12 protein-coding genes are annotated in these 13488 nt (G+C 49.7%); 7 read left to right on the forward strand and 5 right to left on the reverse strand.

Features of this window, described 5'->3' with window-relative positions:
- Positions 1 to 4: 4 nt before the first annotated feature.
- On the forward strand, positions 5 to 1741 hold the full coding sequence (gene ptsP / locus CZ379_RS14360; protein ID WP_110932236.1) for a phosphoenolpyruvate--protein phosphotransferase: 1737 nt from the start codon (positions 5 to 7) through the stop codon (positions 1739 to 1741).
- Positions 1742 to 1824: 83 nt separating this feature from the next.
- Here the strand turns inward: ptsP and CZ379_RS14365 are convergent, their stop codons facing one another.
- Positions 1825 to 2352 (reverse strand): type 1 glutamine amidotransferase domain-containing protein, encoded by a 528-nt coding sequence (locus CZ379_RS14365; RefSeq protein WP_110932237.1) that lies wholly within the window; start codon positions 2350 to 2352, stop codon positions 1825 to 1827.
- 275 nt (positions 2353 to 2627) lie between these two features.
- Between CZ379_RS14365 and CZ379_RS14370 the strand changes: the two genes are divergently transcribed.
- The 4 genes from CZ379_RS14370 to CZ379_RS14385 all read left to right on the forward strand — a co-directional run bounded on the left by CZ379_RS14370 (position 2628) and on the right by CZ379_RS14385 (position 5474).
- On the forward strand, positions 2628 to 3071 hold the full coding sequence (locus CZ379_RS14370; RefSeq protein ID WP_110932238.1) for a hypothetical protein: 444 nt from the start codon (positions 2628 to 2630) through the stop codon (positions 3069 to 3071).
- Positions 3072 to 3184: 113 nt separating this feature from the next.
- Complete coding sequence (gene ytxJ, locus CZ379_RS14375; protein ID WP_110932239.1) at positions 3185 to 3529, forward strand: bacillithiol system redox-active protein YtxJ; 345 nt, start codon at positions 3185 to 3187, stop codon at positions 3527 to 3529.
- Positions 3530 to 3636: 107 nt separating this feature from the next.
- On the forward strand, positions 3637 to 4641 hold the full coding sequence (gene ccpA / locus CZ379_RS14380; RefSeq protein WP_110932240.1) for a catabolite control protein A: 1005 nt from the start codon (positions 3637 to 3639) through the stop codon (positions 4639 to 4641).
- A 125-nt stretch (positions 4642 to 4766) separates the two neighbouring features.
- A complete protein-coding gene (locus CZ379_RS14385) occupies positions 4767 to 5474 on the forward strand; it encodes a 5'-methylthioadenosine/adenosylhomocysteine nucleosidase (RefSeq protein ID WP_110932241.1) in 708 nt (235 codons plus the stop codon).
- Here the strand turns inward: CZ379_RS14385 and CZ379_RS14390 are convergent.
- Positions 5471 to 6658 (reverse strand): acetoin utilization protein AcuC, encoded by a 1188-nt coding sequence (locus tag CZ379_RS14390; RefSeq protein ID WP_110932242.1) that lies wholly within the window; start codon positions 6656 to 6658, stop codon positions 5471 to 5473. The two genes, CZ379_RS14385 and CZ379_RS14390, sit on opposite strands and share 4 nt — an antisense overlap.
- Positions 6659 to 6708: 50 nt before the next feature.
- The gene (locus tag CZ379_RS14395; RefSeq protein WP_110932243.1) at positions 6709 to 7341 is read right to left on the reverse strand and encodes a GNAT family N-acetyltransferase; all 633 of its coding nucleotides are present in this window, start codon (positions 7339 to 7341) and stop codon (positions 6709 to 6711) included.
- 323 nt (positions 7342 to 7664) lie between these two features.
- On the opposite strand from CZ379_RS14395, the gene acsA reads away from it, so the two are divergent.
- Both acsA and CZ379_RS14405 read left to right on the forward strand, forming a co-directional pair.
- Positions 7665 to 9389 (forward strand): acetate--CoA ligase, encoded by a 1725-nt coding sequence (acsA, locus tag CZ379_RS14400; protein WP_110932244.1) that lies wholly within the window; start codon positions 7665 to 7667, stop codon positions 9387 to 9389.
- A 125-nt stretch (positions 9390 to 9514) separates the two neighbouring features.
- Positions 9515 to 9715 carry an ATP-binding protein gene (locus CZ379_RS14405; RefSeq protein WP_234404915.1) on the forward strand — a complete coding sequence of 67 codons (201 nt, stop codon included), beginning with the start codon at positions 9515 to 9517 and terminating at the stop codon, positions 9713 to 9715.
- A gap of 28 nt (positions 9716 to 9743) precedes the next feature.
- Here CZ379_RS14405 and CZ379_RS14410 read toward each other — a convergent pair whose 3' ends face one another.
- The gene (locus CZ379_RS14410; protein ID WP_110932246.1) at positions 9744 to 10115 is read right to left on the reverse strand and encodes a hypothetical protein; all 372 of its coding nucleotides are present in this window, start codon (positions 10113 to 10115) and stop codon (positions 9744 to 9746) included.
- Positions 10116 to 10271: 156 nt separating this feature from the next.
- Complete coding sequence (locus CZ379_RS14415) at positions 10272 to 13343, reverse strand: transglycosylase domain-containing protein (RefSeq protein ID WP_110932247.1); 3072 nt, start codon at positions 13341 to 13343, stop codon at positions 10272 to 10274.
- Between the last annotated feature and the right edge of the window lie 145 nt (positions 13344 to 13488).

A 13488-nucleotide genomic window follows, 5' to 3' on the forward strand; every position in this document is an offset into this window, starting at 1 on the left:
AAACATGATACAGGGCATCGGTGCAGCAGCGGGCGTAGCCATCGGCAAGGCTTTTGTGCTGCCTGCCTGGGAATGGGATGTGCCGGATCGCCAGATGGATAAGGTGGATTTGGCAGCAGAGTTCGAAAGATTGTATGAAGGTATACAGACGTCCAGAACAGAAATTGAAGTGATGAAGAACGAAGTCAAGGAAGCTGTAGGCGTAGAGGAATCGAGTATATTTGACGCTCACCTCGCTATATTGGAAGATCCCGTGTTCATGAGCGAAATTCGCGGGATTATCGAACGGCAGTATAAGGCGGCCGAGGTCGCTGTAAAAGAAGCGATCGATCATTTTGTCACGATGTTTGATCTGCTGGATGATGAGTATATGAAAGAGCGGGCACTTGATATTAAGGATGTGGGCAATCGCTTGCTGAAGCATTTGCTCGGCACGCCGGATATTACGCTTCCGGCCGATACTCAGCCATATATTTTGGTGGCTAAGGAATTGTCACCCTCCCAGCTTGTACATATGAATCCTGACAACGTATTGGGCATGGTCACGATGGCTGGAGGCAAAACCTCGCATTCTGCCATCATGGCACGGGCTCTCGGGATACCTCTTGTATCCGGGCTCGAACAGCAGCTAGCAGCACCGTTGAAGACAGGCGATCTGCTTGTCGTTGACGGTGACGAAGGACTTATTTATGTTGAACCCAATCAGGAAATTATCGATCGGTATACGGAAGTAGCTGAAGGGCTGCGGAAACGGAAGCAGCAGCTGCAGGCGCTGGCGACGGTCGAAGCGGTCACGCAAGACGGTGTCCACTTTCGCCTGGCAGGCAACATCAGCTCTGTTAAAGATTTGGAACAGGCGCTCACATACGGCGCAGAAGGAGCAGGCTTGTTCCGTACCGAGTTTTTATATATGGATCGTTCGACCTTCCCTTCCGAAGAGGAGCAGTTCGAAATTTACCGGCAGGTTGCCGAGAAGGCAGGAAAGTATTCCGTCGTTATTCGAACTCTTGATATCGGCGGGGATAAGCAGCTTGAATACTTTGAACTTCCAGAGGAAGACAACCCGTTTCTAGGATATCGGGCGATTCGGATCAGTCTGAACAGCAAAGAGATGTTCAAGACCCAGTTGACCGCCATACTTCGAGCCAGTGCTTTCGGTCATTTGAAAATTATGCTGCCGATGATTTCTTCGCTAGAGGAAGTACGGCAGGCGAAGCAAATATTGGCCGAGGCCAAGTCTGACCTTGACGAGCGCGGAATCGCGTATGACGATCATATCCCTGTCGGCGTCATGGTCGAAGTGCCTGCGGCGGCAGCTATAGCCGACCTTCTTGCCAGGGAAGCCGATTTCTTCAGCATCGGTACGAATGACCTCGTACAGTACGTTCTTGCCGTTGACCGGATGAACGAGACGATCGCCCATATGTACCAGCCGTTTCATCCGGCTGTGCTTCGTTTGCTGCGCCAAGCGATTGCCGGAGCGCAGGAAGCGGGCATCCCCGTAAGTGTCTGCGGGGAGCTCGCCGGGGACGAGAAGGCTATTCCTCTCTGGCTCTATCTGGGGGTACGCGACCTGAGCATGTCACCCCAATCGCTATTGAGAGTTAAGCATCGGATTTTGAATGCCGTAGCTTCCGCAGGGGAGGCAGCTGGAGCCAGTTGCTATCGCCTTGCTACTGGAACTGAAGTGGAGGCTGAGCTGGCGCGATTTGCAGACAGTTGTATTTGGCAGAACAAATAGAGACGTAAAGAAGAACCGCAAGGGGGAGCGAGCAGCTCCTTCTGCGGTTCTTTCGTTACTTAGACAAAGGATGAAGCCTTAGTTCACGCCTTGGCGAGAGCATCGACAAATGCTTTGCCGTATGGAGGCAGATCGGGCGGACGCCGAGCCGAAATAATATGACCGTCCACGACAACCGCCTCATCCTTCCAAATTGCGCCTGCATTTTCCATGTCATCGCGGATTCCCGGCGTAGAGGTTACGGTAACCCCTTGAAGAATACCGGCGGAAATCAGAACCCATCCCGCATGGCAGATTTGCCCAATCGGCTTCTTCGCTGCGTGAAGTTCTTTAATCATTTCAAGCACTTTGCCATAGCGACGCAGCTTGTCCGGAGCCCATCCGCCCGGAACGAGAATGCCGTCGTAATCTTTGGCATTGATTTCCTCATAGCTATAGTCAGCCTCAGCAGGCACGCCGTACTTTCCGATGTATTTTTTGCCTTTCTCCAACCCGACGAGATGAACTTCGGCGCCTTCTTCACGTACCCGGTAAATCGGGTACCAGAGCTCCAAATCCTCAAATTCTTCATCCACTAAAGCGATCACTCTTTTACCAGTTAGTCTCAATATCCACGCCTCCTCATTTCAATCGGTCTTGACGAAAATCGTTTTCGATATTTTAATTGTATCAAAAATAAAGTTGTTTTTCATACTGCCATGCTCTGCAGCCTAGGAATTACTCCTTTCCAATCAAGGAAATAACAAGCATTTGATATCCTCGAACAGGAGATTATCCCCTAAGGGTCGAATACATCATTCATCATCCAAATTCACATTTTTAATCGTAACTTAACGAGTCGACGGGCAGCCAAAATGAAAAATGATTTGTAAGAAGAGGTGGTACTGTGCGCAAGCTGTGTCATTGCGGGCAAAAAATGAGCCTCGATTTTAGAGTGCTTATTTTTGGGGGAGTTATCGAAATTGACAGGGTACCGATATTTGAATGCGAGCAATGCAGTCACTACGAAGTGCTTCCGGCTGTCAAAACGGATCTGCTAGCTCTGCTTGGCGAGCTGAAGGACAGCGATGAGCAGGGGCTCGTGCTTTTTAATGAGGTAAACGAATTGGCCGACGTGATGTTCAGCATTTTCCGAACCTGGAACCAGACGGAGTCTCCGTCCTTCGAGGTTATTCTCGAACAGAAGTGCAAGGAGCGCATTAATCTTCTGCTTGATGTGTATGGATGCGCCAAAGAGATGAATGACCGCCATTGGATGGACGATATTTCCAAGAGGTTGTCGCAAATCTCCGACTTTGTAAATTACAGTCAGTTTTCAGGGGCGAATTAAGTACGGTTTTAGTAAAAATACTGAGATGAGTTGTGTTTATTGTCTTTTTTTTGTTAATATATCTTATAAGTATGTTTAAATATGTCTTGTCGGATAAAGGGGATGGATATATTATGGCTGCTTTGAAAAGAATAACTTCCATAGAGGAGCTAACTGAGGCTATGGAAGACTCAGTGCATGGGCCGTTGTTGTTATTCAAACATAGTACCCGTTGTCCCATTAGCTCGGGAGCGCACCGGGAAGTTGAAGCATACTTAAGTCAAAGTCCCAATGAAGCTGTTACCTATGGTGTTATATACGTTGTTGAAGACAGGGGCGTATCGAATGCAGCGGCAGAACGTCTTGGAGTGAAGCATGAATCCCCTCAAGCCATTCTAGTCAAAAACGAGCAAGCCGTTTGGCATACTTCCCATTCCGACATTACTTCAGAAGCCCTAGAGGGAATTCTAGCTGAATAAAGCGTGAACATTGCACAAAGTAAAATTTTGTCGTATCATAAACCTAATTGGAGCTTGAAAACTACGGGATGAATGAGTGAAAATCTATTGGCAATGGAGAGAAGAATGTGACGGTTACCATTTATGATGTGGCACGTGAAGCAGGCGTCTCAATGGCCACGGTTTCACGGGTTGTCAACAACAACCCTAACGTGAAGCCGCAAACCCGGAAGAAAGTATATGAAGCAATTGAACGTTTGGGATATCGTCCGAACGCAGTCGCAAGAGGGCTTGCGAGCAAGAAGACGACTACGGTTGGCGTAGTGATTCCCGACATCTCAAATTCAATCTTTGCAGAAATCGCTCGGGGCATTGAAGACATCGCTAATATGTATCACTATAACATTATTTTATGTAATGCAGACAAGAAGAAGGAGAAGGAAATTCGCGTCATCAACACGCTGCTTGAGAAGCAGGTGGACGGGCTTCTCTTTATGGGTGGGGCAGTGACGGAAGAGCATATGCAGGCTTTCCAAACCTCCTCTGTTCCGGTTGTTTTGTGTGCGACAAGCGACGAGAACGGCTCGATTCCTTCCGTCGATATCGATCATGAGGCAGCAGCCTTTGACGCAGTCAGCACATTGATTCGACACGGACACCGTGAGATTGCAATGATCAGCGGCACGCTGCAGGATCCGGCAAACGGGTACGCAAGATTCCAAGGTTACAAGCGGGCATTGGAAACAGCGGGTATTGAGTACCAGGAGGATCTGGTGCGCATCGGCAACTATCGTTACGAATCCGGTGTCGAAGCTATGAAATATTTCCTGGGTCTAAAGAAGCGCCCGACGGCAATTTTTGCTGCTACGGACGAGATGGCGATTGGGGCGATCCATAGTATCCAGGATGAAGGTTTGAAAGTTCCTGAAGATTTCTCTATTATTAGCGTGGACAATATTCGTATGGCATCGATGGTACGTCCTCAGCTGACTACGGTAGCTCAGCCGATGTACGACTTGGGTGCAGTAGCTATGCGTCTATTGACGAAATTGATGAAGAAAGAGACCGTGGAGAGCTCAAAGGTTATTTTGCCGCACGAGACGATTCTTCGATTGTCAGTCAGCCATGTATAATCGGCTTGGCTGAATCATCAACTATAGATAGAGAAGAAGATTAAAGACAAATATATGAAAAAGGTTTACGGAAAAAGCTCCTGTACAGGAGCTTTTTTTAGGGAAAAAAAGGAGGAGGAGATCTTATGGCCGCAACGATCGGGCTTATAGGTGCCATGGATGAAGAAATAGCTCTTCTGCTAGAGCAGGTGGAACGGCAGAACACGGTTGTGTTCGCTGGCCTTAATTTCGCGACCGGCTTGTTTCACGGCAAAGAGGTTGTTGTGTGTAAATCAGGCGTTGGCAAAGTCAATGCCGCTGCGACAACGCAAGTGCTGATCGATCGATTTCAAGTGGATACGATTCTGTTTACGGGAGTTGCTGGCGCGGTACATCCCGAGCTCAATATTGGGGATATCGTGATTTCCTCTTCGTGTCAGCAGCATGATATGGATGTGACGCCACTCGGCTTTGCCCGAGGGATAATTCCCTATCAGGATGTTTCGGATTTTCCAGCCGATCGCAAGCTGATCCGGCTTGCAGAAGAAGCTTGCTCCAAGCTATGCACGGACAACAACTTTATTGTCGGTAAAGTGCTGTCCGGGGATCAGTTTATTTCTAACTACGACTATGTGCGCGATCTCCATGAGACGATGGAGGGGGCTTGCGTAGAAATGGAGGGCTCGGCGGTCGCCCAAGTGTGTCATATGAATCAAATTCCTTATGTTATCCTGCGGTCGATGTCTGACAAAGCCGATGGTACGGCTGATATTAACTTCGCCGAATTTACAGTGCTGGCAGCTCAGCGCTCGTTCGAAATTTTAAATGAGATGGTGGCTAACCTTAGCCGTTAATCAGGCTCAGGGAAATCCTGCAGCGCAACCGCGAGACTCTCGCGGTTTTTTGCTGTGATTTCGGCTCTGCGAGGAATCCCCTCCCAATGCGTTAAGTCATCGAGCCATTCAGCGGGGAGGCTCACGGAGCTCTGACCCTGCCACCGCTCTCTCCAGGCCTGCGGCAGCTGTGTTCGGGGAAGCTGCTTCAACGAGCGTTTTAAAGGATGATCTGTCATCTCCAGCCAGAGCAGGCTCCATGCCCGGGGGACAACGCGCCATATATCATACCCGCCTCCGCCCACAGCGACCCATCGCCCGCTGCAATACGTGTGGGCAAGGTTATGTATAATCGCGGGCATTTCGTTATAGATTGCCATGCTGCATTGCATATGAGAGAGCGGATCTAGCGCATGCGCATCACAGCCGTGCTGGCTGATGATGAGATCCGGCTTGAAGTAATCTGTCAGGCGCCTGATCGATTGCTCGAAGCATTCCAACCACGACTCGTCCTCGGTGTAGGGCTGCATAGGAATGTTGACGCATGTACCATAGCCTTGATGCTCGCCCCTTTCTTGCACGAAGCCAGTTCCCGGAAATAAATACTTACCGGTCTCGTGAATGGAATATGTACATACCTCTGGATCGGAATAGAAGCTCCACTGTACTCCATCTCCGTGATGTACATCCGTATCGATATAGAGCACCCGTGCTTTATAGTTCTGCCGAACATAGGCGATGGCCACGGAGACGTCATTATAAACGCAGAAGCCCGCTGCTTTGGCGGAAAGGGCGTGATGCAGGCCTCCGCCTAAATGTAAGGCATGCTGGCAGCGGCCGGACATAACCGCCTCGGCAGCCGTAATAGAGCCTCCAGCAACAAAGGAGGCAGCCTCATGCATGCCTGGGAAGAAGGGGGTATCTCCGTTCTCCAGTCCATACTGCGCCGCGCGCTCCAGCCAATCCGGTTCAGGCGCACCCGCGCTTAACGCTTTGACTGCTTCGACATAGGTCAACTGATGAATTTGCAGCAGCTCCGCTTCTGTTGCCGGACGCGAACGCAGCATCGATGAAGGCTCCAAAGCCCCCGCTTCGGCTAGAAGATCAAGCGTTAATTTAAGCCGGATCGGGTGAAAAGGATGGCTGTCGTGAAAATGATAATTCATAGCCTTGTCATGGTGAATCAAAAAAGCGCTTCCAGTCATCGCGCACTCTCCTTGCTTTCGTGTCATCATCTGCATGAGCGTTTTTCTTTTTAATACATGAACCGCTGCTGAAAACGAATGCGGTCGAATTGCTCTTCAGATGCCAGCGGAACATTCTTCCCGATGCGAACCATCAGGCAATTTGCCGGGTGGGAGCAAATTTCCGGATCATCGGTGGCATACCAGACCATATCCACGGTCTTCATCAGCCGCTCCATCATTTTCCGATAATCCCACACGCTGAGTCCGCTGCTTTTTAAATCCCAATGCCAGTAATATTCTGTCGTAAACACGATGTACTGCTCCATCTGATCCTGCTCGAAGGCTGTTCGGATCATCTTGGAACCGAGTCCGAAAGCGCGGTAGTCATTGGCAACCTCGATGGCTCCAAGCTCGATGAGATCGGGCATGTTTCCTTGCGACCAGCGCTCCATCTCATCCGGATAATGAAATGTGACATAACCGACGATGGTATCATGCTCTCTGGCGATGATTATTCGGCCTTCCGGGAGAGCTGCAATTTCGATCAATGCTTCATGCTGATCCTGCGGTTTGCGGAAAGCGTCGAGATCCGCATGCATTTGAAAGCTCTGTAGAAGCTCTGGAGCGATAGGGCCTTCAACAATGATCTCGCGATCTCCTTTAGATAGGCTATGGCGGATATGCGTTTTATGATGTTCCATTATTGCCGCCTCCTTTGCTCGTTCCCCTCACTTATAACAGAAAAATGAAAATTTGAAAAGTATAGCCCCTTACAAAAGCGTGTGATATAATGTATTCCGACATAAAACTTTCATAAATAACTCTTGACATCCCGCTTACGAATACTTGACTAATTACACTATGGCTCTCATGAACAAGTGGATACCGCTTCAAACTGCATTGATAGGTTGACAGCAATGATCCGCATGACCCGCATTGTGAAATTCGCCAACGTGTATCCGTTTTCATGATTGAATTTGCTTTTTATGATGAGTTCTAGACAGATTCAAGGGAGGATGAAACAATGAGTCAATTGCAAGGTGAGATTATTTCGGAGGTAGCTTCCTCGTCCAATTTAGGGAGTTACGAAGAAGCTTGCGCCAAGTTCGATTGGGGCGATGTGGAGAAGCAGTTCTCCTGGTATGACACAGGGCGGGTCAATATGGCTTATGAAGCCATCGACCGTCATGTGGATGCAGGAAAAGGTGATCGAGCGGCTTTGTTGTTCAGCGATTCGACGCGGAATGAATCCTACACTTATCAGGAACTGAGCACGTTGTCGAACCAATTTGCGAATGTGCTCCGCAATTACGGGGTAGGCAAGGGCGACCGTGTTTTTGTATTTATGCCAAGAAGCCCAGAGCTATATATCAGCGTGCTTGGCACGCTGAAGGTAGGGGCAGTTGTCGGGCCTCTCTTTGAAGCATTTATGGAGACTGCCGTCAAAGACCGGCTGGAGGACAGCGGTGCGGTGGCTATCGTGACAACGCCTGCCTTGCTGCCCCGTATCAAACGGGATGAACTGCCTATCCTTAAGCATGTATTCCTCGTTGGCGAGGAGCTTCCGCAAGAGGCAGGATTGATCGATTTTATGGCCGAACTGAAGCAGGCTTCTCCGGAGACCGAGATTGAATGGGTCGACCGGGAAGATGGGATGATACTTCATTATACCTCCGGCTCTACGGGTAGACCTAAGGGGGTTTATCATGTTCATAACGCAATGATTCAGCATTATCATACCGGCAGAGTGGTACTAGACTTGAAGGAAGGCGATAAGTATTGGTGCACAGCTGACCCTGGCTGGGTGACGGGAACCTCGTACGGCATCTTCGCGCCTTGGCTGCTCGGAGTTACGAATGTAGTTCGCGGGGGACGTTTTAGCCCGGGGGACTGGTACAATACGATTCAGCAGAATAAAGTGACCGTCTGGTACAGCGCGCCGACCGCGTTTCGGATGCTGATGGGAGCAGGGGAGGACATGATCGGACAGTATGACCTGTCGTCATTAAGACATGTTCTTTCTGTCGGCGAGCCGCTGAATCCCGAGGTTGTACGCTGGGGCAACAAAGTGTATGGGCTGCGAATCCATGATACATGGTGGATGACGGAAACGGGCGGGCAACTGATTTGTAATTATCCGTCGATGCCGATTAAGCCAGGCTCGATGGGTAAGCCGGTGCCTGGCATCGAAGCAGCAATCATCGATGATAATGGCAGGATCCTGCCGCCAAACCGGATGGGAAATCTAGCGATCCGAACGCCTTGGCCGGCCATGATGCGGCTCATTTGGAACAACGCTCCGAAATACGAAGAATATTTCCGCATTCCTGGATGGTATATTTCCGGTGATACGGCATATATGGACGAAGATGGATACTTCTGGTTCCAGGGTCGAATCGATGACGTTATTAATTCTTCTGGAGAACGGATTGGCCCGTTCGAAGTAGAAAGTAAGCTGCTAGAGCACCCGGCGGTAGCGGAGGCAGGCGTGATCGGGAAACCCGATCCGACGAGGGGCGAGATTATTAAGGCGTTCATTTCGCTTTTGGATGGATACGAGCCTTCAGAGGAACTAAAGGCGGACATTGCGCGGTTCGTGAAGGAAGGGCTGTCTGCCCATGCCGCACCGCGGGAAATCGAATTTAAGGATAAGCTGCCAAAGACGCGATCCGGTAAAATCATGCGCCGGGTTCTCAAGGCATGGGAGTTGAATCTGCCAACTGGGGATCTGTCGACGATAGAGGATTAAATCCATCCAGCTATCATCACTCATCATTTATTTAGAATAAGAAGACGCCGGCCTGCCCAGCCCGGCGTCTTTCTGTCGTATGCTCCCTGTTATTCTTCAACCCACTGTCCCTTGACCGGAAGAGTTTGTTCCAAAGGTATTATCGGGGAATCGCCACCGACCGTTCAACGTCAGGAAGCGGACTTGGCATGGCGATAGCCAAAGAAATTGCCGAGGCGCATGGGGGCACGGTTGAGGTGCGAAGCGTGGTGGGGCGGGGAACGTTAATCGCGGTAAGCTTCAGCGAAAATAGGAGGGGACGCCCGGCAGATCCAAGTGCGATCTAGCCGAGCGCCCCGTTTGGCTTAGGGGATATTAAATGGATCTGAAGCCGCTAGGCAAATTACCTGTTCTGCGAATCGTCCGAATTGCTGCCAGGCTCAAGCGAGAGTTGGAGCTAATAATCGATTCAGGCTCATTGCCTGCAATAATGTCGTCCAGATCGGCAATATTAGTTACGCCACGAAAAACTCGGAAGTTTCCTCTGAAATTAGTGCGAGAGAACAAAACTAAGGTGGCGCCCGAGTTAGGAGAGAAGAAGCGTAAGCTCTCAATATCGCCGAAAGTGCGCTCCAGATTCCGTATCCCGACATTGCCGCGAACTACGAATCTGCGTCCTCGGTAATTCTCGTCTCTAAACAAGCTGAGTCTAGGAAAAGTGGCTTGAGAGATAAAAGCTTTTTTCATGGTTGTCACCTCCTTCTCGAACAGTATATGACTCTTTCATTTGGCTGCTTGGACGTAGTTACCGATGAAAATAACTAAAAGCATATTTCATAGAAAAGAGAAAAAAGCTTCTACGGAAACGTTTCGTTCCGTAAAAGCTTTTTTGCGTTGCGTTAGTTAGTTATTAAATTGTACTGAAGCGGAAGGTGAGGATTCACCTAGTGCATTTATAGCCGTTACTCTAATCCAGCCGCTTGCTGCATCCGTTTTAAATGAGAATTGCGTGGATGGGGTGGAGCCCAGTCTGGAATACGTACCGTCCGCAGTGTCGGAGAAATAAATTTGATACGTCGTAATATGTTCCTCGGAAGCATTCGCCCCCCAAGTTACCGTAATTTCCTGTTCATTACTTAGCACGCCAACTTGAGCCGGTGCGCTAGGCGGCGCCAAATTATCCAAATCGGGTTCCGGCAATGATCCCGGATCCGAATCTCCTGGATTACGAATCCCTTCCCAGCTGTCGAAGCTTACGACTGCGCTAGGTGCGGATTCGCGTCCAGCGACGTCCACAGCCGTAATATGATAGGCATAATTGCCGCCGGAGCCGGAGTCTGTAAACATCGTATCCTGACCTGTCAGCACGACGTTTCCGGTCGACTGGAAGGGCCCTCCGCCTGTGGAGCGATAAAGGCGGTAACCAACAACATCCTTTTCGGCATTCTTAGCAAAAGTAATTTTTGCCGCCCCGCCTGCCGATGTCATTTGGACATCGCCCGGCGCCGACGGATCTTTGCCATCGTCCACTCGGGGATCCAACTTGGTCGGAGCATCCTCGCCCGCATCCTTCGGCATGTAGAAGCTGAGCGATTTATGCCCCCCCTTCATACTAGAGAAAGCCTTTTGAAGATCGTCAACCAGTTCCTTGATCGGCTTCTCGCGCTTCATGACAACTTTCTCTAGCACCATATCCGAGGGAGTAGTGTCATGCGGTATATAGTTCACACCTTCATACGTTACATATTTCGCTCGAACCAGCACATCATCCGATTCGGTCGGCACATATTTCGCATTAAATATATCCGTCACCATTTTTCCGGCCTGCTGCGTAAGCGCCGTAGGCAGCTTGCCGCTGTAGCCTGAAACAGTCTTGGTCACGATGCCCTCCGGCTTATCGAATTGTTTATTCTCGAATATCTCGGGCTTGCTTTCGGTTACTTCGTTCATGACCTTGGCCCAAATGGAGCGAGCTCTCGATTTGCCGGCGTTAGACAGCGTATTGATTGGTTCTTTGTAGCCGATCCAAACGCCGAGCGATATGTCAGGAGTGTAGCCCATGAACCACACATCCGCGTAATTTTGCGTAGAACCCGTTTTGCCGACGATCGGTATTTTGCCATAGCCTTTAAAATCGCTCTTCAGCGATTTTGCCGTTCCGTCGGTAATGACCGTACGGAGCATGTCAGTCATTAAATAAGCGGTCTGCTCAGAGAACACGCGCTCAGGCTCGACCTTGTGCTTGTAGACGACATTACCCTTGAAATCGGTAATTTTCTCGATCATATATGCGTCGGTAAATTCGCCCCCATTGGCGATCGTGCTGTAAGCATTCGTAAGCTCCTCTACGGTAACTCCGTACTTCAGTCCGCCGAGCACCCCGGTTTGCGCTCCATAATCTTCTTCAACGAGCGTGGTGATGCCGAGCTTCTTGGAGAACTCCCAGGCCTGCTCGATGCCCACCGTTTGGTTGAATACTTTGACTGCTGGCACGTTCCGTGATTCATTGAGGGCTGTTCTTGCTGTAACCAGACCTTTATAACCGCCGCTTGCGTTCACCGGAATGTGGTAGCCCTTCGAATAGTCCCGCAAAATAATCGGCGAATCGTCGATGATGCTGGCCGGCTGAATGAGCCCAAGCTCCATAGCGGGCAAGTAAGCGGCAATGGGCTTCATCGTCGAGCCGGGCTGCCTTTTCATCTGTGTAGCATAGTTCATTTGCTCGGTATAGAAGTCCCTGCCTTCAATCATGCCGAGAATGGCACCGGTACGATTGTCTAGCATAATCGCGGCGACCTGTTCGAGCCCTTTCTTCTCACTATATGGGCTGAAGTTGTCGGCATTTTCGGATACTTTATGCATCGAGTTATATACTTGCTTGTCAATCGTTGTATATACGCGGTAGCCTCCTGTAAGAAGCTGCTGACGCGCTTCTTCAAGCAACTGCGGGCTGCCGAGCAATTCTTCCTTGCTCATCTCAGGGTTATTCATCATAGCGATGACGAGAGCGCCCTGTCGCTCAGTTTCAAGCATGAGATAAGGATAAGTCTCGTAAGCCTTCTTTGTTTGCTGTGCCAAAGAGCCTTTGATGTCGAAGGCTAGCGCCTCATTATATTGTTCTCTGCTGATTTTGTTCTCTTCCAGCATTCGGAACAGCACGAGCTGCTGCCGTTTGATCGCACGCGCGAACGCCTCTTCGTTAAAGTCTCCTTTGCCGTTAAAAGCAGAATAGGCGGAAGGGAGTTGAGGCAGACCTGCCAAATAAGCAGTTTGGGCAATATTGAGATCGTTCAGGTTGGTAATGTTAAATATGCCCTTGGCCGCAGCCTTAACCCCATACACCTGGTAGCCATTTGAGCCGTTGCCAAAAGGAACTTTATTCAAATAAGCTGTAATAATTTCCGGTTTGGATAAAAAACGTTCCAGACGTACGGCAAGCAAAATTTCCTTGACCTTTCGGTTGTCCGTTTTATCCAGATTAAGAAATACGCGTCTGGCTAGCTGCTGAGTCAGCGTGCTGCCGCCAGTCTGGATATCTTCCTTCAGAAGCCGCTGCTTGACCGCGCGCATCGTTCCCTTGAAATCGACGCCGATGTGATGGTCGAAGTTGTTGTCCTCGATGGCAATAACCGCATCTATTACGGAAGCAGGAATTTCATCGTAACTTATCGGCCGCCTGTCTTCTTCCGAACGAAGCTGCCCGATACCTGAACCGTCGCGGAAATAAGCAAAGCCGGTCATTTCATTATGGTTGATCTTCGCTTCTATATCAGCGCGGGATCGCACAGGATCATCCTTAACGATCGAGGAGACGTAACCGAATACGGCGCCTCCGGCAAAGAGAACGGCAGCGAATCCGAGCAGGGTCAGCCAGCCTAGTGTCGCCCAGACCCAGCGCCATTTCGAGCGCTTCGGCGCTTTTGCCTTGTTCTTCTGTTGCTTTTTGTTGGAGCTTGTATCGTTATCGCGAGCCATGAAATATCCTCCTTTTTAACAGCAACATTATAGCACAAATTAAGGGATTTGAATGCTCTTTCAAAGAATGGTCATACAGAAAGTAACGTCTGTGGCTTGGCAGAAGGGGATTGACTTATTAAAAGTATGTATGTAATAACTAGCT

Origin of the sequence: Paenibacillus bouchesdurhonensis (assembly GCF_900155685.1) — a bacterium.
Lineage (GTDB): Bacteria > Bacillota > Bacilli > Paenibacillales > Paenibacillaceae > Fontibacillus > Fontibacillus bouchesdurhonensis.